Source organism: Herbaspirillum sp. DW155, from assembly GCF_037076565.1.
Taxonomy (GTDB): Bacteria; Pseudomonadota; Gammaproteobacteria; order Burkholderiales; family Burkholderiaceae_D; genus Herbaspirillum.
In genome coordinates, this window is sequence record NZ_AP029028.1 from 4,886,740 (window position 1) to 4,907,452 (window position 20,713).

The 20,713-nt window shown below is 63.7% G+C and carries 16 protein-coding genes and 1 riboswitch; of the genes, 4 read left to right on the forward strand and 12 right to left on the reverse strand.

From position 1 onward, the window contains the following. Positions 1–20 precede the first annotated feature (20 nt). From AACH55_RS22290 to AACH55_RS22325, 8 genes are all read right to left on the reverse strand, one after another. Positions 21–3,620 carry an indolepyruvate ferredoxin oxidoreductase family protein gene (locus tag AACH55_RS22290; RefSeq protein WP_338716837.1) on the reverse strand — a complete coding sequence of 1,200 codons (3,600 nt, stop codon included), beginning with the start codon at positions 3,618–3,620 and terminating at the stop codon, positions 21–23. Positions 3,621–4,147: 527 nt separating this feature from the next. Then, on the reverse strand, positions 4,148–5,152 hold the full coding sequence (locus AACH55_RS22295; protein WP_338716838.1) for a cytochrome-c peroxidase: 1,005 nt from the start codon (positions 5,150–5,152) through the stop codon (positions 4,148–4,150). A 217-nt stretch (positions 5,153–5,369) separates the two neighbouring features. Continuing rightward, on the reverse strand, positions 5,370–6,251 hold the full coding sequence (gene phhA, locus AACH55_RS22300) for a phenylalanine 4-monooxygenase (protein WP_338716839.1): 882 nt from the start codon (positions 6,249–6,251) through the stop codon (positions 5,370–5,372). An 80-nt stretch (positions 6,252–6,331) separates the two neighbouring features. Continuing rightward, the gene (locus AACH55_RS22305) at positions 6,332–7,069 is read right to left on the reverse strand and encodes a GNAT family N-acetyltransferase (RefSeq protein WP_338716840.1); all 738 of its coding nucleotides are present in this window, start codon (positions 7,067–7,069) and stop codon (positions 6,332–6,334) included. Between the two features lie 13 nt (positions 7,070–7,082). Continuing rightward, positions 7,083–8,318: a multifunctional CCA addition/repair protein gene (locus AACH55_RS22310; protein WP_338716841.1), complete on the reverse strand. Its 1,236-nt coding sequence runs from the start codon at positions 8,316–8,318 to the stop codon at positions 7,083–7,085. Between the two features lie 10 nt (positions 8,319–8,328). Further along, entirely contained in the window at positions 8,329–9,030 is a 702-nt protein-coding gene (locus tag AACH55_RS22315) for a glutathione S-transferase family protein (RefSeq protein ID WP_338716843.1), read from the reverse strand. Between the two features lie 44 nt (positions 9,031–9,074). After that, complete coding sequence (locus AACH55_RS22320; protein ID WP_338716844.1) at positions 9,075–10,043, reverse strand: complex I NDUFA9 subunit family protein; 969 nt, start codon at positions 10,041–10,043, stop codon at positions 9,075–9,077. Positions 10,044–10,107: 64 nt separating this feature from the next. Beyond that, positions 10,108–12,108 carry a transglycosylase SLT domain-containing protein gene (locus tag AACH55_RS22325; RefSeq protein ID WP_338716845.1) on the reverse strand — a complete coding sequence of 667 codons (2,001 nt, stop codon included), beginning with the start codon at positions 12,106–12,108 and terminating at the stop codon, positions 10,108–10,110. A 34-nt stretch (positions 12,109–12,142) separates the two neighbouring features. Between AACH55_RS22325 and AACH55_RS22330 the strand changes: the two genes are divergently transcribed. Both AACH55_RS22330 and AACH55_RS22335 read left to right on the forward strand, forming a co-directional pair. After that, positions 12,143–12,760, forward strand: a complete 618-nt coding sequence (locus AACH55_RS22330; RefSeq protein ID WP_338716846.1) for a 5-formyltetrahydrofolate cyclo-ligase — start codon at positions 12,143–12,145, stop codon at positions 12,758–12,760. Between the two features lie 527 nt (positions 12,761–13,287). After that, a complete protein-coding gene (locus AACH55_RS22335; RefSeq protein WP_338716847.1) occupies positions 13,288–14,457 on the forward strand; it encodes a porin in 1,170 nt (389 codons plus the stop codon). 74 nt (positions 14,458–14,531) lie between these two features. On the opposite strand, the gene metF is transcribed toward AACH55_RS22335, so the two are convergent. The 4 genes from metF to metK all read right to left on the reverse strand — a co-directional run bounded on the left by metF (position 14,532) and on the right by metK (position 18,776). Continuing rightward, entirely contained in the window at positions 14,532–15,374 is an 843-nt protein-coding gene (metF, locus tag AACH55_RS22340) for a methylenetetrahydrofolate reductase [NAD(P)H] (RefSeq protein WP_338716849.1), read from the reverse strand. Next, on the reverse strand, positions 15,371–15,724 hold the full coding sequence (locus AACH55_RS22345; RefSeq protein WP_338716850.1) for a phage holin family protein: 354 nt from the start codon (positions 15,722–15,724) through the stop codon (positions 15,371–15,373). The genes metF and AACH55_RS22345 overlap by 4 nt, the downstream gene beginning before the upstream one ends. A 141-nt stretch (positions 15,725–15,865) precedes the next feature. Further along, positions 15,866–17,293, reverse strand: coding sequence for an adenosylhomocysteinase (gene ahcY / locus AACH55_RS22350; protein WP_338716851.1), 1,428 nt, complete (start codon positions 17,291–17,293; stop codon positions 15,866–15,868). Positions 17,294–17,324: 31 nt separating this feature from the next. Then, positions 17,325–17,414, reverse strand: a riboswitch (S-adenosyl-L-homocysteine riboswitch). Between the two features lie 198 nt (positions 17,415–17,612). Continuing rightward, positions 17,613–18,776, reverse strand: coding sequence for a methionine adenosyltransferase (gene metK / locus AACH55_RS22355; RefSeq protein WP_338716852.1), 1,164 nt, complete (start codon positions 18,774–18,776; stop codon positions 17,613–17,615). 190 nt (positions 18,777–18,966) lie between these two features. Here metK and AACH55_RS22360 point away from each other — a divergent pair, with 190 nt between their 5' ends. Further along, positions 18,967–19,812 (forward strand): lysophospholipid acyltransferase family protein, encoded by an 846-nt coding sequence (locus AACH55_RS22360; protein WP_338716853.1) that lies wholly within the window; start codon positions 18,967–18,969, stop codon positions 19,810–19,812. Further along, complete coding sequence (locus AACH55_RS22365; RefSeq protein ID WP_338716854.1) at positions 19,809–20,693, forward strand: lipid A biosynthesis acyltransferase; 885 nt, start codon at positions 19,809–19,811, stop codon at positions 20,691–20,693. Before AACH55_RS22360 ends, AACH55_RS22365 begins: the two co-directional genes overlap by 4 nt. Positions 20,694–20,713: the final 20 nt, after the last annotated feature.

Here is a 20,713-nt window from a genome sequence, read left to right on the forward strand (position 1 = left end):
CATCGGCTTTCCCGTCCTCCTCAGGCCGCCTGCTTGCCGCCGCCTTGCGGTGATTGCGGCCGGCCTGTCGTCTCCCCCTGTTCGAATTGCGCCAGCAAGACCGCCTGCTTCTGCATGGCCGCCTGCAGATGACGTTGCTTGACGTGGCCATAACCGCGAATCTCTTCCGGGATGCGGGCCAGGGCGACGACCTGCTCCAGGTTCTCCGGCGTGAGTCGCTCCAGCAGGCGCGACATCATCTGACGATATTGCGTAATGAGCGCGCGCTCCTGCTTGCGCTCTTCGGTGTAACCAAAGGGATCGAAGGCGGTACCGCGCAGGAAGCGCAACCTGGCCAGTACCCCGAAGGCCGGCATCATCCAGCTGCCGAAGGCCTGCTTGCGCAGATGGCCCTGGTCATCGCGCCTGGCCAGCAACGGCGGCGCCAGATGGAAGCGCAGTTTGTAATCGCCCTCGAACATGCCGGCGATCTTGGCGCGGAAGGCCGGTTCGGTATAGAGGCGGGCGACTTCGTACTCATCCTTGTAGGCCATCAGCTTGAACAGCGAGGTCGCCACGGCGCGGCTCAGTTTCAGGCCACGCCCGGCCTCCCCCAGCGCACTCTCGCGCTCACGCACCTGCTCCACGGCATCGCGATAGCGACGCGCATAGGCGGCGTTCTGGTAGTCGGTCAGGAAAGCCTCGCGCCGTTGCACCAGTTCTTCCAGGGTCGGCGTGCGCTTGAACTCGATCACTTGCGCCGTAATGCCATTGCGGCCGGCGGCCGCCAGCGCGAAATCGATGTCATGCGCGGCCACCCGGCCCCAGGCGAAGGCCTGCTTGTTGAAGTCCACCTGCAACGCATTGAGTTCGATGGCCCGCAGCAGTGCTGCTTCCGACAGCGGCACCCAACCCTTTTGCCAGGCATAGCCGAGCATGAACATGTTGGTCGCGATCGCATCCCCCATCAATGCCGTGGCGATGCGGCCGGCATCGACCAGGGCCAGGTTGTCGCGGCCGCAGGCCCGGGCGATCTCGCCTTCGCTGGAGGCGGTCGGGAACTGCCAGTCCGGATTGCGCACGAAGGCGGCCGTCGGCAGCTGGGTCGAATTGACGGCAGCATGCGTACGTCCCTCGCCCATGCGCGAGAGCGCATCGCGCCCGGCGGTGACGATGACGTCGCAGCCGATCACCAGGTCCGCCATCCCGGTACCCACGCGGGTGGAATGGATGTGCCCGGCATCTTCGGCCACGCGCACGTGCGACATCACCGGCCCGCCTTTTTGCGCCAGCCCGCTCATGTCGAGCACCGAGCAGGCGCGGCCTTCGACATGCGCGGCCATGGCGATGATCTGGCCGATGGTGATGACACCCGTACCGCCCACCCCGGTGACCAGAATGCCGTAAGGCTGCGCCAGTCCCGGCAGCACCGGCTCCGGCAGTATCGGCATGGCAGGAGCCGACTGCGCCTTGGCCCGCGCGGGCTTCTTCAGCTGACCGCCCTCGACCGTCACGAAGCTGGGGCAGAAACCGTTCACACAGGAATAATCCTTGTTGCAGGAAGACTGGTTGATCTGGCGCTTGCGGCCGAACTCGGTTTCCAGCGGCTCCACCGACAGGCAATTGGACTGCACGCTGCAATCGCCGCAGCCTTCGCATACCGCCTCGTTGATGACAGCGCGCTTGGCCGGATCGGGATAGGCATTGCGTTTGCGGCGGCGGCGCTTTTCGGAAGCGCAGGTCTGGTCATAGATCATGGCCGACACGCCCGGCTGTTCGCGCAGTTCGCGCTGCACGGCATCGAGTTCGCTGCGATGGCGGATGGTCACGCCCTCGGCCCATTGGGTGCCTGCCGGATATTTGTCGGGCTCGTCGGTGACCACGATGATGGGCCGCACGTTTTCCGCTGCGAGCTGGCGCGAGATCATGGCCGGATCGAGCGGGCCATCGAACTCCTGCCCGCCTGTCATCGCTACGGCATCGTTATAGAGAATCTTGTAGGTGATATTGACCTTGGCCGCGACCGAGGCCCGCACCGCCAGCAGGCCGGAATGGAAGTAGGTGCCATCGCCCAGGTTGGCGAACACATGCTTTTCATTCGTGAACGGCGCCTGCCCGACCCATGTCACGCCCTCGCCGCCCATGTGGGTGAAGAGCTTGGTCTCGCGGTCCATCCAGGTGACCATGTAGTGGCAGCCGATGCCAGCCAGGCCACGGCTGCCCTCGGGCAGTTTGGTGGAGGTATTGTGCGGGCAGCCCGAACAGAAATGCGGCACGCGGTCCTTGTCGGGATCGGGCTTGCTGCTGATGTTGAGGGCCGCCTCCTTGGCTTCGAGATAGGCCACACGCGTACGCACGCGTTGCTCCACCGGATGGCCTGCGAAGTAGCGCGAGATGCGCGTGGCAATCGCGCGTGCGATCTGCGCCGGATTGAGTTCATAGGTGGCCGGCAACAGCCAGTTGCCGTGGCCTTCGCGCTGCGAGCCGCTCCATTCGCCGGTGTCATCGAATTTGCCGACCACGCGGGGACGAACATCGTCGCGCCAGTTGTAGAGTTCTTCCTTTAACTGGTATTCAAGAATCTGCCGCTTCTCCTCGACCACCAGGATTTCATCCAGGCCCTGTGCAAATTCGCGCACGCCCTCGGCCTCCAGCGGCCAGGTCATGCCGACCTTGTAGAGACGGATACCGATATCGGCCGCGACCTGTTCATCGATGCCCAGGTCTTCCAGCGCCTGGCGCGTATCGAGATAGGACTTGCCGGCGGTGATGATGCCGATGCGCGCGCGCGGGCTGTCCCAGATGATGCGATTGAGCTTGTTCACGCGTGCATAGGCCAGCGCGGCATACCACTTGTAGTTGATCATCCGCGCTTCCTGGCCCAGCACGGTGTCGGGCAGGCGGATGTTGAGGCCATCGGGCGGCAGGGCGAAATCTTCGGGCAGCTGGATCTTCACGCGCTCCGGATCGATCATCACCGACATGCCCGATTCCACCAGGTCGGTCACGCATTTCATCGCCACCCACAAGCCGGTGTAGCGGCTCATGGCCCAGCCATGCAGGCCGTAGTCGAGATACTCCTGCACCGAGGACGGATAGAGCACCGGAATGCCGCAGGCCTTGAGGATGTGTTCGCTCTGGTGGGCCGCGGTGGAGGATTTTGCGGCGTGGTCATCGCCGGCAATCACCAGCACGCCGCCGTGCTTTGACGTACCCGCCATGTTGGCATGCTTGAAGACATCGCCGCAGCGATCCACGCCCGGCCCCTTGCCATACCACAGCGAGAACACGCCATCGTATTGCGCACCGTGGAAGAGATTGACCTGCTGCGTGCCCCACACGCTGGTGGCGGCCAGGTCTTCGTTCATGCCGGGGTGAAATCTGACCTGTTTGGCTTGCAGGTACTTGCGCGCCTTCTCGGCGGTCTGGTCCACCGATCCCAACGGGGAGCCGCGATAGCCGGTGATGAAGCCGGCGGTATTGAGTCCTGCGCGTTCATCGTATTGCCGCTGCAGCATCGGCAGGCGGATCAGCGCCTGGATGCCGGTCATGAAGACGCGGCCGCGTTCCAATGCAAATTTGTCGTCCAGGGATACATCGTCCAGCAGCAGGCGTTGCCCGGCGGGTAGGGGTGCGTTCATGTGGTCTCCGTGCCAAAAATCTTGTTTTTGCCTTGCACATGGTCCCGGCAGTCACGCTCGACGCAGTGTCGCTGCATCGCTACGCCAATCTGTCGGGATTCGGGAACACCTCGGTCTTGTGAACCGGGTGTCTTCAAGTTGTGGTCTCAAGTTAGCACAAGGGGGAGCACCCCGCTACGCGCGCCGCAGCAGGGTTTCCGGGCTTTTTTGGCACACAGGAAACAGTTTCCGCAAGTCCTGCGGCATTCACGTCGGTGCAAAGAAGAAAATGCCGGAAAGAGAAAAAGAACAACATTTCCGGCTGAAAAAAAAGGCTGCAGAACCGTTCATCTGTTACAAGCAAGACGTGAATGTAACAGCCCGTAAAAGACATTGGAGGAGCCCGACGGCTGACGTTTAATAGACCTCACTTGAACAGCGATTGATTGGTATCCGTTACTGTGCAAGGTTCCTCCCCTCTAGTGTTGAAAGCACCACTAGCTCGCGGATCCGGCCTCCCCCTGCCGGATCCGTTTTTTTATGTGCGCTCAGTTCGTCCCGAAGGGACGGGGCGGGGGAGTGTGCTCCGAGGAGGGCGGCAATATCGGCAACACAATGCGGGGCTGCTCACCCGTGAGCGTCTTCAGGAACGCCACTACCTTGGCGTTGTCCTCTGCGCTGAATTGACGGCCAAGCTGGATGCGGGCCATGGTATCGACCGCTTGCGACAAGGTAGCCGCCGCCCCATCGTGGAAATACGGATAGGTCAGTTCGATATTGCGCAAGGTCGGCACCTTGAAGGTGAAACGATCGGCATCTTTGCCCGTGACGCCCGCCCTGCCCTGCGCCGCATTGGCGGTGACATAGGGTTCCGCCAGGCCCATTTTCTGGAATGAACTGCCGCCCACGGCCGCCCCGTTGTGACAGGCCACGCAACCGGCCGACTTGAAGAGCTGGTAGCCCTCCCGCTCGGTGCGCGTGAGCGCCTTGCGGTCGCCCTTGAGCCATTTGTCGAAACGCGAATTGGGCGTGACCAGGGTCTCTTCGAAGGCGGCAATGGCTTGCGTGATTTCATCGATGCCCAGCTTGTCGTTGCCAAAGACCTGCTTGAACGCGGCCACATACGCCGGTATCGATTGCAGGACATCCACCGCCAGGGCGTGCGATAACGCCATCTCGCCGGGATTGGCGATAGGCCCGCCGGCCTGTGCCTTCAGGTCGGCCGCACGGCCATCCCAGAATTGCGCAATATTGAGTTTGGCATTGAGTACCGTGGGCGCATTGATCGGTCCCTCATGCCAGTTGTGGCCGATGGAGGTCTTGAGGTTGTCGCTCCCTCCCATGGACAGGTTATGGCATGAGTTACAGGAAATGAACCCGGACCTGGACAGACGCGGATCGAAAAACAGCTTCTTGCCCAACTCGACCATGGCCGGTTTGCTGACCCGGGCAGGCTGGATGGGAGTGATAGGTTCCTTGCCTGCGGCAAGGACAGGTGCGGCCAGCGAGATGCCGGTGGCAAGCAGGACAGACAGCGTGAATCGGTGATGCATGACGTGCTCCTTCCTCAAGGGTGGGGATGTCTGCATTGTCCTTGCGCAGATCAGCGGCCCCTTGACCTGGATCACCGCGAGGGTCTGGGGTCAGCAAGCTGACCACATTTCTCGCATTACTTCGATGGTGCCTGCGCTCTCCGCCAATAGAAAAACGCCGTCCATGACAACAGGGACGGCGTTTTTCATTTCGCTGGCCAAGACCGGCCCGGCGGAATCAGGGGTTGGGAGGAAGATTGGACTCACCCGCCAGCAGCGTATTGGCCGGCAAGGCCTCCTGCTGCTTGAGCCGCTCGTAGAGCGGCGTGAAATCCGGTGCCGTGTCGTTGAAGAGCTGCTCGAAATCCTTGATGACGAAATAGGTCTCCTGATAGGTGTCGATCTTGTAGAGCGTGCGCATGATGCGTTCCACCTGAAACGGCACGCGGCGCGGCTGAGCGCTGGAGAGGCAATACTCGACCTCGCCGCCCGAGGACAGGATGCCGGCGCCGTAGATGCGCAAACCCTCCTTGCTCTGGATCAGTCCGAACTCGATGGTGTACCAGTACAGGCGCGCCAGATAAGCCAGCCCGTCGAGCTTGAGCGCCTTCAGGCCACCCTTGCCATATTCCTGCAGGTGATTGGCGAAGACCGGATTGAACAGCAGCGGCACATGGCCGAAGAAGTCATGGAACAGATCGGGCTCGACGATGTAGTCGAACTCGTGCTCTTCACGCAGCCATACCGTGACCGGAAAGCGGCGGTTGGCCAGATGCTCGAAGAAGGTCTGGTCCGGCACCAGGCCCGGCACCGCCACCAGCTGCCAGCCGGTGGCCTTGTAGAGCGCCTCGGTGGTGCGGTCGAAGCGCGGGATGCCTTGCGAGACGTCGAGCGCCTTGAGGCTGTCGATAAAGACGTCACAGGCGCGGCCGGGAATCAACTTGGCCTGGCGCTCGTAGAGGCGACGCCACAGCGCATGCTGGGCCGGCGTGTAGCCATCCCAGTTCTGTGCCACGACGTAGTTGGCGTCGGCCTGGCTGTAGTCGCCACGCAAGGCTCCGCTATCGGACTTGGTGGCGACGGTGGCGAAGAAATCATCGGTGTTGGGATTGGTGCTCATGGCATACCCGTTATCAAAGTGAGGCGCATATTATGCGCCCCGCAGCCGGGATGGTCATGTGCGCTTGCGCAAGAAGCGCATCAGGCGGCCGGCGGTGGCGCGCCGTCGTCCTTCTTTCTGGTGCCGATGCCGGTCACGCGCGCCCCCCATTTCAGCAGCGCCCTGAAGTTGGCCTTGACGATGTAGTCCAGCATGGCGACCTGCTCTTCCAGTGCTTCCTGAAACACCGTGGCCGAATTGGCCGGCTTGATCTTGAGATAGGCATCGGCCTCGCCATAATCGCGGTGGATTTCCATGCCGGCCTTCTTGGCGATGTGCATCATCACCTTGTTCGACGAGAGGCAGTGCATGTACAGCGTATCGACGTCGGCATTGCGACAATGCACCGAGGCCCGCATGAACAGGCGCGTGCCCACGCCCAGTCCGCGCGCAGCGGCCGTCACGGACACACCGAACTCGGCCACCACCGGCTTGATGGTGGCGCCACTGATGCGCGTGCTTTCCTTGGGCGCAAACGCCAGATGGCCCACGCCCAGCAAACGCAGGCGACGGTCATAGACGCCGAAGACGGTATCGCGTTCGAAGTTGATGCCCTCCACGTAGCGCGTCACCATCTCGTCGGAGAGCTTGGAGCCGAAGCGCAGCAGCCGGTCCTTCTCTTCCAACGCGAGGAAGTGGCGCAGCAGATGGCGGCGCGCGCGCGGCGACAGCTCCTTGACGAAGACATGCGGCTTCTCCTGTCTGCCGTCCTGCGCGGGCAGTGGCGCGGGCTGCTGGCCACGCAGGCGCTGCAGCAGTCGTGACAAAGGATGGCTCATCAGGCGGTCTCCTTCATGGCTGCTGCGACGGACGATGCTGCTCGACGTAAGCGGCCACCTGCGCGGTGCGCGCCGCCAGGATGGCCTCGGGAATGCGTTGCGGCTGTGTATGCTGCTGCGCGATGGCACCGGCATCGATGGCTTGCGCAGCCTGCAGCGCGCCTTCGAGATAGGCGGCCTGCGGGAAAGGCTGTTGCTCCAGTCCGGTACGGCCGCGATGATCGCATTCCGAGGCGCGCAGCATGTCGATGAAGCGCTGCGGCTTGCGGAAGGCATCGCAGCGCGCGAAGAACCTGACCAGGGTATCGGGGCGCATCTCGAAGCAGCGCCCCACGTTGCCATGTTCGCGTGCCGTCATCAGGGCCAGGTCACGGCATTCGCCGGGCACCTTCAGGCGCGCACAGACCTGCTCGGCCAGGCGCTCGCTGCGCGCTTCATGGCCGTGATGGCGCGGCCACATCTCGGGTGGGGTGCTGCCCTTGCCGAGGTCGTGCAAGAGCGCGGCAAAACGGATCGGCAGGGAAAAGCCTTGCGCTGCCGCCCAATCCACCACCAGCATCACATGCACGCCGGTGTCGATCTCGGGATGCCATTTCTCCGGCTGCGGCACGCCCCACAGCGCATCGAGCTCGGGCAGGATGCGCTGCAAGGCGCCGCAGGCGCGCAAGACCCCGAACATGCGCGACGGCTTGTGCTCCATCAGGCCGCGCGCCAGTTCCTGCCAGACGCGTTCGGGTACCAGGGCATCGACCTCGCCCTCTTCCACCATGCGCTGCATGAGCGTATTGGTTTCCGGCGCCACCGTGAAGTCGGCGAAGCGCGCGGCAAAACGCGCTACGCGCAGAATGCGTACCGGGTCTTCGACGAAGGCCTCGGAGACATGCCGAAATACGCGCGCCTCCAGATCGGCACGACCGTGATACGGGTCGACCAGCGTGCCATCCTCATCCTGTGCAATCGCATTGATGGTGAGGTCACGGCGCGCAAGATCATCTTCCAGCGTGACATCAGGCGCGGCGTGGAAGGCGAAGCCCTTGTAGCCGGGCGCGGTCTTGCGCTCGGTGCGGGCAAGCGCATATTCCTCGTGGGTCCGGGGATGGAGGAACACCGGAAAATCCTTGCCCACCGGGCGGAAACCCAGTGCCAGCAACTGCTCCGGCGTAGCACCCACGACCACGTGGTCGCGGTCCTTCACCGGCAGGCCCAGCAAGCCGTCGCGCACTGCGCCGCCGACGGTGTAGGTCTTCATCGGCCCGACCTCACTTGTGGTCCGGCAGGATTTCCTTCTCGGCCAGCGCCTCGGCGATCCAGCGTGCCACCGCCGGGTGCTCGCGCACGCGATCGGCATAGGCTTGCAGGGCCGGCGCCAGTGGCACCTGGTAGCTGACGAAACGCATCACTACCGGGGCATAGAAGGCATCGGCGATGGAGAAATCGCCGAAGAGGAAATCATGATGGCCGAATTGCGACAGGCATTCTTCCCAGATCTCGCACACGCGCGCGATGTCGGCCTGCGCTTCGGGCGTGCGGCCCTTGCCGGGATAGCGGCCACGGATGTCCATGCTCATGGCGCTGCGCAGGCCGGTGAAACCGGAGTGCATCTCGGCACAGATGCTGCGGGCGATGGCGCGCGCATCGGTACGGGCCGGCCACAGGTGGCGGTCGGGGAATTGCTCGGCCAGGTATTCGCAGATGGACAGCGAATCCCAGATCGCGATGTCGCCATCGAGCAGCACCGGTACGCGGCCCGAGCCGGTGTAGCGGGCGATCTCGTTGGCGGTCTCGGGCTGGTCCAGCAGCACGCGCACTTCCTTGAAAGGAATGTCGAAGGCCACGGCGGTGACCCAGGGGCGCATCGACCATGACGAATAATTCTTGTTGGCGATCACCAGGGTGGGCATGTGTCGTCCGGCTTTGCGCAGCGTTTCGGACAATACCGGATCCAGTTCTGTATCTTGCATGAGGGCTCGTTTCTCGAAGATCAAGGACGCAGCGGCTGAACCATTCAGCGCCGCGCGGTGCTGCGGAAGAAGTCGAATTGCTGTTGCGGGCTGCGCGGCAGGAGATAGCCGGGAATGACCTCCTCCAGCGCACGCGGCGCAAGTTGCAATTCGGGCGCGAGGGGGCCATGCAGGACGTTATCTACCTGCATCGAAGCCACGTTGTCGCGGCTCATCAGCTTGCCCGGCAGGTGTTCCAGCGCAAAGGCCTGCAGCCAGCCCAGCGCATCGGGCAAGCCGATGACGGGGCGCGGATGGCCGCTGTACCAGCCCGACAGGCGCACCAGTTCGCGCAGCGTGTACTGTTTGGGTCCGCCCAGTTCGAACACCTTGCCGCCCAGGTGCGGCAGCGCCAGCGCATTGACGAAGGCCTGCGCCACATCGCCGACATACACCGGCTGGAAGCGTGCATCGGGACTGCCCAGCGGGATCACCGGGAACATGCGGTTCAGGCCGGCGAACATGTTGATGAAATTGTCGCCCTCGCCAAACACCACCGAAGGACGGAAGATCGCCACGTCCAGCGCCGGCGCAGCCAGGGCTTCCTTCTCGCCGGCGGCCTTGGAACGCAGGTACATCGACGGCGCTTGTGCATCGGCGCACAGCGCGCTCATGTGCAGGTAGCGCGGCACGCCCTGCTGTATGCAGGCCGCCACGATGCGGCGCGGCAGCAGCACGTGCTGGCGTTCGAAATCCGGACCATAGGCGGCACCGCCGCGCGCCGGGCGCGATTGCAGGATGCCGACCAGGTTGATGACAACATCGGCCTCGGCCACCAGGCGCGCCAGCACGGCATCGTCATGGATGTTGGCCTGGACCACGCTGACCACGGGCGACACCAGCAGGTGCTTGGCGCGTTCGTAGCGGCGCGTCGGCACCATGATGCGATAGCCGGTGGTACTGCCCAGCAGTTCGATCAGGCGCGTGCCGATGAAGCCGGAACCGCCGATGACGAGGATCTTCTTGACTGTCATTTGTCTCTCTCCGATTTCCAGGGGCGTCTGGCCGCCGCGTGGGCTGGCGGCCAGGGCGATGGCATCAGGGCAGGTCGGTGGCGACGTTGGCGTTGGGTGCGACCGTGCCCATGCGTTGCTTCAGGGATTGCGGGCGGTTCTCGAACATGGCCGCATAGTAAGTCGCATTGGACATCACGTTCTTGACATAGCCCCGGGTTTCATTGAAAGGAATGATCTCGGCGAAGATCGCCCCTTCCACCGGGCGCGGCAAGCTCGCACGCCAGGTACGCGGGCGGCCGGGGCCGGCGTTGTAACCGGCGGTGGCCAGGGTCTCCGAGCCGTCCAGGTTGTTCAACACCATGTCGAGGTAGCTGGTGCCCAGCAGCAGGTTGGTGTTGATGTCGTTGACCTGATCGGCGGTGAATTCGGTCATGCCGATCTTCCTGGCGACGAACTTGGCGGTGGCCGGCATGAGCTGCATCAGGCCCGACGCACCCACATGCGAACGGGCCGACTTGATGAAGCGCGACTCCTGGCGGATCAGGCCATAGACCCAGGCGTTCTCCATGCCCAGCGGACGCGTGGCCGCATTCATCTCGGGCAGGTGCGGTGCCGGGAAGCGCTGGGTGAAATCGAACTCGGTTTTGGTGCGGTCGGAGGTGTTGACCATGCGGTCCAGCACGTCGTTCTGGCGCGCGTATTCGGCTGCGGCCAGCAACTGGCGGTCGGTCATATTGCGCAGTTCCCAGTTCCATTCGCGGATCGCTTCGAAACGCAGGTTCAGCTGGTAAAACTTGAGCGAGCGCTTGAAACCGGCATTCTGCGAATACAACGCCACTTCACCGGCTCCCGGCGGGGTCGGGCCGGGCGGGATGGTGATCTGCTGGCCCAGTTCTTCCAGCGCCAGCTGGCCGTAGAAGCTGAAATTGGGCGCGATGGATTCGAACAGACGGCGCGACGCATCGGTCTGCCCCTCGGCCTTCAACGCGCGGCCGAGCCAGTAGACCCAGGTGATGTCGCTACGCAGCGGCGCGGGCATGGCTTCGATGGTCTTGCGTACGGTCTTCCAGTCACCGTCGCGCAGGGCCATGCGCACCTTCCACTGCATCGCATCCTGGGTCAGCGGCGCATCCTTGGCCTTGCGCCAATAATCGGAAGCTTCCGGGGCCAGCTTGTAGGAGGCGGCCAGGGCGATCTGCGCCCAGCCCTGCGCGACTTCCAGCGAGCTCATGTTGCGCCCGGCATCGTTCAGATAGCTCGCGGCCTGGGTCGGATTGTTCTTTGCGATGCGCCCCAGGGCGATGATGTAGAGCTGATGGTTGGCAGCCCCCCGGCCCGGCCCCTTGGCCAGCATCAGCGCCGGACGGTCCATCACCTGGGTCACGCTGACATCCCCGCCATCGACCAGCACGGCCGCACGGCGCGCCACGGTGGCATTGCCATTCTCGGCGGCCTGGCGGATCTGGAACCAGACGTCGGCATCGGTGAACTGACCGTTCTGCGCCAGCGTGGCGATCAGGTCGCTGCAACCCTGGCCGTAGTCCTTGGGATTGCTCAGCAGGGTGCGCGCCTCATCGGCGACATTGGCCCCCTTGAGCGCGCGCGAGTTCAGGGCGAAGCACTTGACCTGGGTATCGTCATTGAGCACGAACTTGGGATACTGCTCATCGAAAACGGTCCAGTTGCCGGTCTTGCCCAGCGCCAGCAGCCAGTCGTTGCGCAGCCGGTCGGCGATGGCCTGGCCATCCCAGCGCGCCAGGAAATCGCGGATCTCCTGCTCGCTGGCGCTGTAGTCGCGCACGCGCGGCTTCAAGCGGTAGTAATCGACGTAGGATGCCAGCTCGTAGCCCGACAGGCGCGCGGCCAAGTCTTGCGCCAGGGCGGCATTGTCGCTGGCGGCGGCCTGGCGCAGGGCCAGGAAGATGTCGTCAGGACTGGCGTCCGGCGCCAGACGCTTCTGGGCGTGGGCGGCGGGCGCAGCGGTGAGCATGACGCCGCTCGCCAGGGCCAGGGGGAGCGCCAGCGAGGCGGCCAGCGCACGCAGGCGCTGGTTGAACGGATGATTCTTCGGACGCATACTCATGCAAGCTTTTTCATGCAGATTGTTGGAACAAATAATGAACCCAAGCATAGCACGCGACACGCTCCCTCCACCGACGCAAGAGGAGGCGGCCGCCCTTCACAAACAGCGGCTGCGCGCCGAACTGCTGGCGCGCCGCAAGGCCCTGGGCGAGGAGGACAAGGCCGCCGCCGATGCGCTCATCGGGCAGCGCGTGCTGCACTGGTGCGCCGCGCAGGCGATCCACAGCCTGGCGGTCTATCAGCCGATCCGGCGTGAACCGGATCTGTCTGCGGCCTATAACGCGCTGACCGCACGCGGCGTGCACCTGTGCCTGCCGGTCGTGGTGGACAAACAGGCGGCGCTGCAATTTCGTGCCTGGCATCCCGGCGACATCCTGGAAAAAGACGCCATGGGCACCATGGTGCCGCCCGCCGGCGCGGCCGTCGTGCAGCCGCAAGCCTTGCTGATTCCTTGCGTGGGCTTCAATGCCCAGCGCTTCCGGCTCGGCTATGGCGGCGGTTTCTATGACCGCACGCTGGCAGCCGTACCGCCGCCGCTGGCCATCGGGGTCTGCTATGGCTTCGGGCGCGCGGACTTTGCCGCGCAGGCGCATGACAGGCCGCTGGACGTCATCTTCACCGAGGCCGGGCCCGAGGGCGGCGCAACGGGCTGAGCAAAATTTCCCCGTTTTGACATAAGACGTCACATCTCATCGAACATATCTGGCGCCCGGCCACGCGGACGGGTGATGCCCTGACTTTTCCTTCATATCGTCGTTTTTCCACGTATTAGCTGCACTGCAACACGAAAGCGCCTTGACAGCGCCCGGTCCGAATGAGAGCATTTTGATGTTAGACATCTGATGACCAACAACTTGACCATAAGTCAGACTACCTGACCGTTCATCAGACCGCATTTGCCGCCAGAGCAAAGCTCATTGACCCGGAGACCCGCCATGCCCATTTCGCCCTGCCTCTTGCCGGTGGCCTGCCGCCCCGCGTCATCCGTCTTCACTGTGCCGCCATTGCCCTGATCCGGGGCCTTGTGCCGGCCAGCCAGTCTTTTTCGCCCCGCTCATCGCTGGACGGGGCGGCAAGCCGATGGGCGCCGCCGCTGTGCGGGGCCATCGGACCGGGGCGGTGACGCCGCCAACAGCCGCGCCCGGACCACCGGGCGCATGACATGACAACGAGGAACCCCATGAAACGAAGCAATCCCTGGATCGCCGGCACCCTGCTGCTGGCTGCGACACCGCTGGCCGCGCTGGCACAGAGCAATGTGACCATCTATGGCGTGGTCGACAACGCCCTGGTCTACAGCAGCAGCCAGAACGGCGCCCACAACGTCTACATGCGCTCGGGCAATCTCTCGGCCAGCAAGATCGGTTTCAAGGGCAATGAAGACCTGGGCGGCGGCCTGCAAGCCTTCTTCCAGCTGGAGAATGGTTTCGATGCCGATACCGGGGCCATGAGTTCGGCCAATACCCTGTTCAATCGCCAGTCCTTCGTGGGACTGTCCAGCAAGACGGCCGGCTCGGTCTCCGTGGGCCGCCAGTACACGCCTTATTACCTGTACGTCGGTTCCATCGGTTCGACCACGGTCTTGACCGGTGCCACCGGCGCCCATCCGGGCGATGTCGATGCGCTCGACACCTCGGTACGCAGCAGCAATGCCATCAGCTACAGCTCGCCCGTCATGGGCGGAGCCCAGGTCAGCGCCTTGTACGGCATGGGCGAGACGGCCGGCTCCACCGCCACCGGTAGCGCCTACAGCGTGGCGTTCAGATACAACGTCAGCGCTTGGAATTTCGCGCTGGGCTACCAGCACCTGAACCGCGGCACCAGCAGCGCCACCTGGGGCTCGTCCACGGCCACCGCCAACATCCCCAACTCGGCCGTGAACGCCGGCTACCAGACCGCCAACAGCGCGCAGATGATCGCCGCCGCCGCGCGCTACACCATCGACAAGCTGATGCTGGGCGCCAGCTACAGCGTGGCGCAATATCGTCCGGGCAGCGGTTCGCTGTTCACGCAGGATGTGAAGTTCCAGACGGCAGGCGCCTTCACGACCTATCAGTGGAGCCAGGCGCTGACGCTGGCGGCCGGCTACAGCTACACCTTCGCCAACAAGGGCAATGGCATCGATACCGCCGCCAACTACCACCAGCTGGCCTTGCAGGAAACCTATGCCTTCTCGCCGCGTACGGCCCTGTACTTCCTGCAGGCCTATCAGCTGGCCGGCGGCAATACCCTGGCGTCCAACGGCAGCATCATCCACGCCCTGGCCGCGGTGGGCGATTCGCAGAACAGCACGGCCTCCTCCGGCAAGAGCCAGACGGTGCTGATGGCCGGCATCCGCCACTCGTTCTGAGCCCGGAAAAAGCCCTTATGAACGAAAAAGCCGGACTCGAGGTCCGGCTTTTCGCATGAGGCGCAGGTATCGGCTTATTTCAGCAGGGCCTGCCAGATGGCCTCGGTGGGACCGGCCTGGTTCAGTGAATAAAAATGCAAACCGGGCGCACCGCCTGCCAGCAGACGCTGGCACAGCTGGGTCACCACTTCCTGACCGAAGGCGCGGATCGATTCGGTGTCGTCGCCGTAGCTGGCCAGCTTCAGGCGAATCCAGCGCGGGATCTCGGTACCGCACATGTCCGAGAAGCGCATCAGCTGCGTGTAGTTGGTGATGGGCATGATGCCGGCGATGACCGGTACGGTCGCGCCCAGTTTGGCGGCCTCGTCGACGAAGCGGAAGTAGGCGTCGGCGTTGTAGAAGTACTGCGTAATGGCCGAATTGGCGCCGGCCTTGACCTTGCGCGCGAAGTTCTGCACGTCGTCCTGCGGGGAGCGCGCTTGCGGGTGCATCTCGGGATAGGCGGCCACTTCGATGTGGAACCAGTCGCCGGTCTCGGCGCGGACGAACTCGACCAGCTCGTTGGCATGGCGGAATTCGCTGGAAGCCTGGTCCATGGCGCCATAGCCGCTGGGCAGGTCGCCACGCAGAGCCACCAGGCGCCTGATGCCTTGCGCCCGGTAATCTTCCAGGATGGCGCGCAGGCTGGCGCGCGAGCTGCCGATGCAGGACAGGTGCGGCGCGGCTTCATGGCCTTCGCCGATGATTTCCAGCACGGTGTCGCGCGTGCCTTGTTGCGTGGAACCGCCGGCGCCAAAGGTCACCGAGAAATACTTCGGTGCCAGCGCGGCCAGCCGGGCGCGGGTGGCGCGCAGCTTTTCCGTGCCTTCGGCGGTCTTGGGCGGGAAAAATTCGATACTGAAATTATGTGTACTCATGGATTCGAACCCGATTTCAGCAACAGTGTCGACAATGCCCAGGACACGATGCTGTACAGCAGTGCGCCACCGACCGCAGCCCAGAAGCCGGCCACATGGAAGCCGCCGACCAGTTGTGCCACGACCCAGAACATCAAGCCATTGATGACCAGGATGAACAGGCCCAGGGTGAGCATGGTCACCGGCAGGGTCAGCACGACCAGCACCGGACGCACGATGGTATTGACAAAGCCCAGGATCAGCGCGGCCAGCAGGGCCGAGCCGAAGCTGTCGACCTGCACCGAGTGCATCAGGTAGGGAACGGCCAGCAAGGCCAGTGCATTGATGAGCCAGGTCAGCAGCAGGCGCACGGAAAATCCTTTCAACCCCGTCGGGGAATGATGATGTCACCCGGGAGCTTGCATCACCAACCCCGGCGATGCAAGGTCCGCAGGCGCAGACGATGCTGAGGCTGCCGGGCCGGCCCGCGATGGAGCCCGCCCGGACAGGGATCAGTAGCGGTAGTGCTCGGGCTTGTAAGGGCCTTCGATCTTCACGCCGATGTAGGCGGCCTGTTCCGGCGTCAGTTCGCTCAGCTGGGCGTTGAGCTTCTTCAACTGCAGGCGGGCCACCTTTTCGTCCAGGTGCTTGGGCAGCGTGTACACGCCCACCGGGTAGTTCTTGGTATTGACGAACAGTTCGATCTGCGCAATGGTCTGGTTGGCGAAGGACGAGCTCATCACGTAGGACGGGTGGCCGGTGGCGCAGCCCAGGTTGACCAGGCGGCCTTCGGCCAGCAGGATGATGCGCTTGCCGTCGGGGAAGATCACGTGGTCGACCTGCGGCTTGATGTTTTCCCAGGTGTACTGCTTCAGGGCGGCGACTTCGATTTCATTGTCGAAGTGGCCGATGTTGCAGACGATGGCCTGGTCCTTCATCTTCTTCATGTGCTCATGGGTGATCACATGGTAGTTGCCGGTGCAGGTGACGAAGATGTCGCCGTGTTCGGCGGCGTAATCCATGGTCACCACGCGATAGCCTTCCATGGCGGCCTGCAGGGCACAGATCGGGTCGATTTCGGTGACCCACACTTGCGCCGACAGCGCGCGCAGGGCCTGGGCCGAGCCCTTGCCGACGTCACCGTAGCCGGCCACGATGGCGACCTTGCCGGCGATCATCACGTCGGTGGCGCGCTTGATGCCGTCCACCAGCGATTCGCGGCAGCCGTACAGGTTGTCGAACTTGGACTTGGTGACCGAATCGTTGACGTTGATGGCCGGGAAGGCCAGCTTGCCTTCCTTGTGCATCTGGTACAGGCGGTGCACGCCGGTGGTGGTCTCTTCGGTCACGCCCTTGATTTCCTTCAGGCGCTTGGAGTACCAGTTGGCATCCTTGGCCAGGTAGCGCTTGATGGCGTTAAAGAGGCAGACCGCTTCTTCCGAGTCCGGCTTGGCCAGCACCGAGATGTCGGTTTCGGCACGGGCGCCCAGGTGCAGCAGCAGGGTGGCGTCGCCGCCGTCGTCCAGGATCATGTTGGAATAACCACCGTCGGTCCATTCGAAGATGCGGTGGGTGTATTCCCAGTATTCATCCAGGGTTTCGCCCTTGATGGCGAAGACCGGGGTGCCGTTGGCGGCGATGGCGGCAGCGGCGTGATCCTGGGTCGAGTAGATGTTGCAGGAGGCCCAGCGCACTTGCGCGCCCAGTGCTTCCAGGGTCTGGATCAGCACGGCGGTCTGGATGGTCATGTGCAGCGAACCGGTGATGCGGGCGCCCTTCAGGGGCTGGGACGCGGCGAATTCCTCGCGGATCGCCATCAGGCCCGGCATTTCGGTTTCGGCGATCTTGATTTCCTTGTGCCCCCAGTCGGCCAGCTTGATGTCGGCGACGATGTAGTCTTGTTGATTGGTTTGAGTAGTCATGGCAATGGCGCTGTTCACGCCCTCCTTTCATGAAAAAGCCAGAAAAAAAGTAACGTGAGCGCGGTTGCCAGGCGACTTGCGCCTGTTCACCGCGTCAAGCCTGGCAGGGGATTTCCCTGTCGCAACGCTCCTTGCAGCGGTGAGGCATTGTGAGATTTGACTTTCCAGACGCAATGCCGACATCGGAAAAATGGCGCGAATCTTCATTCGCGGGGAACAGCATTGTAGCGCGGGGCCGGCGTTAGTCAATCTTTGGAACAGGCGGGTGAATTGATCTTCACCCGCCCGTTTTCCGGCTTCATTCGCGCTTCACGCGGCCGGCGCCGGCCGGGCTGGCTTACAGACCGGCCGATGCACGCAGGGCAGCCACCTTGTCGGTGCGTTCCCAGGTGAATTCCGGCTCTTCGCGACCGAAGTGGCCGTAGGCGGCGGTCTTGGCGTAGATCGGACGCAGCAGGTCCAGCATCTGGACGATGCCCTTGGGGCGCAGGTCGAAGTGCTCCTGCACCAGTTGCGCCAGCTTTTCATCGCTGATCTTGCCGGTGCCGAAGGTGGTCACCATCACCGAGGTCGGCTTGGCGATGCCGATGGCGTAGGACACCTGGATCTGGCAGCGCTCGGCCAGGCCGGCGGCGACGATGTTCTTGGCCACGTAGCGGCCGGCGTAGGCGGCCGAACGGTCGACCTTGGACGGATCCTTGCCGGAAAAGGCGCCACCACCGTGGGGCGCAGCACCGCCGTAGGTATCAACGATGATCTTGCGGCCGGTCAGGCCGCAGTCGCCTTGCGGGCCGCCGATGACGAAGCGGCCGGTCGGGTTGATCAGGTAGCGGGTGTTCTTGAGCCATTCAGCCGGCAGCACGGGCTTGATGATTTCCTCGATGGCGGCTTCGTGGATGTCCTTCTGCTCGATGTCGGGCGAATGCTGGGTCGACAGCACCACGGTATCGATGGCGACCGGCTTGCCATCCACGTACTTCAGCGTGACCTGGGACTTGGCATCCGGACGCAGCCAGGGCAGGCGGCCATCCTTGCGCAGTTGCGACTGGCGCTCGACGATGCGGTGCGCGTAGTAGATCGCGGCCGGCATCAGTTCCGGGGTTTCGTTGCAGGCGTAGCCGAACATCAGGCCCTGGTCGCCGGCACCTTGCTCGAGGTCAACGCCACGGCCTTCATCCACGCCCTGGGCGATGTCGGGGGATTGCTTGTCGTAGGCGACCAGCACCGCGCAGCTCTTGTGGTCGATGCCGAAGTCGGCGTTGTCGTAGCCGATGCGCTTGATGGTTTCGCGGGCCACTTCGATGTAGTCGACGTTGGCGCGGGTGGTGATTTCACCGGCCAGCACCACCAGACCCGTGTTGCACAGGGTTTCGGCGGCGACGCGGGAATAGGGGTCCTGGGTGAAGATCGCGTCCAGGATGGCATCCGAGATCTGGTCGGCCACCTTGTCGGGATGGCCTTCGGAGACGGATTCGGAAGTGAAGAGATATTCGTTGGACATGCAAGCCTCTGACTGAAAACGATTTAGCAAATGTCGCGGCCCATCGTTAGTCGTGCCTGCGACGCTTTAGCGATATTTGTACCCCGTCTCGCAAGTTGTCATTAACTCGACGGCATGTGCTATTTTACGCCTCTTGCATTTTTCTGCAATTTGACGGCGGATAGGGTCCGCTTTTTTGTTATCGGCAAGTATGCTCGTTTCTTTATTCCGCCTGCTCTCCTTCCTGCCGCTGCCGGCCTTGCATGCCATCGGGGTGGGCGTGGGCTGGCTGGTGTTCCTGCTGTCGCCCTCCTATCGCCGCCGCCTGACCGGCAACATCACGCTGGCGGGCCATCGCGGCAGCCTCCTGAAGGCCGTGGGCGAAGCCGGCAAGGGCATGTTCGAGCTGCCCTTCATCTGGTGCGCGAGCCCGCAGCGGGTGCTGCGCACGGCGCGCATCGTCAACTGGGAACTGGTCCAGCAAGCCCTGGATGCTAGGGCAGGCATCGTCTTCCTGACGCCTCACCTGGGTTGCTTCGAGATCTCGGCGCAATCGGTGGCGCGCCACAACAGCCTGAGCGTGCTGTACCGCCCGCCGCGCAAGGCCGCGCTCAAACCCCTGATCGAAGGCGCCCGCGCCCGCGCCAACCTGCACCTGGCACCGGCCAACCTGGCTGGGGTGCGCATCCTGCTCAAGGCACTCAAGAATGGCCAGGCCATTGGCCTCTTGCCCGACCAGGTGCCGCAGAACGGCGAAGGCGTATGGGCCGACTTCTTCGGCAAGCCGGCCTATACCATGACCCTGCCGGCCAAGCTGCAACAGATGAGCGGTGCGCCCATCATCCTGGCCTATGCCGAGCGCCTCTCCTGGGGCCGGGGTTATGCGATTCATTTCGTCCCCTTCGAAGGTGAACTGGGCGACACGCCCGAGCAGCAGGCCCGCGCCATCAATGCCGCGATGGAAAAACTGATCGCCCGCTGCCCCGCGCAATATATCTGGAGCTACAACCGCTACAAGACGCCGCCTGGCGTGACCCCGCCGGGAGCAGCGCAATGAAGGCCCTGATCGGGCTGATGTGGCTGCTGCACTGGCTGCCGCTGCCGGTTCTGGGGCGGCTGGGTGAAGCGCTGGGCTGGCTGCTCTATATTTATATGCGGCCGCGCCGCCGCATCACGCTGATCAACCTGCGGCTGTGCTTTCCCGAGAAGACGGAACAGGAGCGCCGCCTGATCGCCCGCCGCCACTTCCAGGCCTATGCCCGCAGCGCCCTGGAACGCGGCATCCTGTGGTGGGCGCCGGAGTCGCGCCTGAAGCGCCTGATCCAGGTCGAGCCCGGCATTCCCTTCGAGACGCTCGACCGCGGCCCGACCATCCTGCTGTGCCCGCATTTCGTCTGCCTGGAAATCCCCGGCATCGCCCTGGTGCTCAATTCGGATTATTCAGTCTGCACCATCTATTCCCGCCAGCAGAATGAAGTGGTGGACCAGGCCCTGCTCAAGGGCCGCTCGCGCTTCCGCCCCGTGACGCTGCTGGCGCGCGAGAAGGGCGTCAAGCCCATCATCCGCGCCATGCGCGAAGGCCTGCCCTTCATCATGCTGCCCGACATGGATTTCGGCACCCGCGATGCCGAGTTCGTGCCCTTCTTCGGCGTACCCGCCGCCACCCTCACGGCGACCGCCCGCATCGCTGCGGCCACCGGGGCCTCGGTGGTGCCGGTGATCACCACCTTCCTGCCCGGCTATCGCGGCTGGAAGACCACCTTCTATCCGGCCTGGGAGGACTATCCCGGCGAAGACATCGTGGCCGCCACCCGCCGCATGAATGCCTTCATCGAAGAGCGCGTGCTGGAAGCCCCGGCCGAATATTTCTGGGCACACAAGCGTTTCAAGAACCGCCCGCCGGGTGAACCGGACCTCTACCGCAAGGGTCAGCACTGACGCCATCCCCCTGCTGCTCT

Bases quoted from the DNA above. Each gene is read 5' to 3' on its own strand.
- AACH55_RS22295 (WP_338716838.1), bottom strand. From the start codon at position 5,152: ATGCATCACCGATTCACGCTGTCTGTCCTGCTTGCCACCGGCATCTCG.
- metF (WP_338716849.1), bottom strand. From the start codon at position 15,374: ATGAGTACACATAATTTCAGTATCGAATTTTTCCCGCCCAAGACCGCC.
- AACH55_RS22365 (WP_338716854.1), top strand. From the start codon at position 19,809: ATGAAGGCCCTGATCGGGCTGATGTGGCTGCTGCACTGGCTGCCGCTG.
- AACH55_RS22290 (WP_338716837.1), bottom strand. From the start codon at position 3,620: ATGAACGCACCCCTACCCGCCGGGCAACGCCTGCTGCTGGACGATGTA.
- AACH55_RS22315 (WP_338716843.1), bottom strand. From the start codon at position 9,030: ATGCAAGATACAGAACTGGATCCGGTATTGTCCGAAACGCTGCGCAAA.
- AACH55_RS22335 (WP_338716847.1), top strand. From the start codon at position 13,288: ATGAAACGAAGCAATCCCTGGATCGCCGGCACCCTGCTGCTGGCTGCG.
- metK (WP_338716852.1), bottom strand. From the start codon at position 18,776: ATGTCCAACGAATATCTCTTCACTTCCGAATCCGTCTCCGAAGGCCAT.
- AACH55_RS22360 (WP_338716853.1), top strand. From the start codon at position 18,967: ATGCTCGTTTCTTTATTCCGCCTGCTCTCCTTCCTGCCGCTGCCGGCC.
- phhA (WP_338716839.1), bottom strand. From the start codon at position 6,251: ATGAGCACCAATCCCAACACCGATGATTTCTTCGCCACCGTCGCCACC.
- AACH55_RS22325 (WP_338716845.1), bottom strand. From the start codon at position 12,108: ATGAGTATGCGTCCGAAGAATCATCCGTTCAACCAGCGCCTGCGTGCG.
- AACH55_RS22305 (WP_338716840.1), bottom strand. From the start codon at position 7,069: ATGAGCCATCCTTTGTCACGACTGCTGCAGCGCCTGCGTGGCCAGCAG.
- AACH55_RS22310 (WP_338716841.1), bottom strand. From the start codon at position 8,318: ATGAAGACCTACACCGTCGGCGGCGCAGTGCGCGACGGCTTGCTGGGC.
- AACH55_RS22320 (WP_338716844.1), bottom strand. From the start codon at position 10,043: ATGACAGTCAAGAAGATCCTCGTCATCGGCGGTTCCGGCTTCATCGGC.
- AACH55_RS22330 (WP_338716846.1), top strand. From the start codon at position 12,143: ATGAACCCAAGCATAGCACGCGACACGCTCCCTCCACCGACGCAAGAG.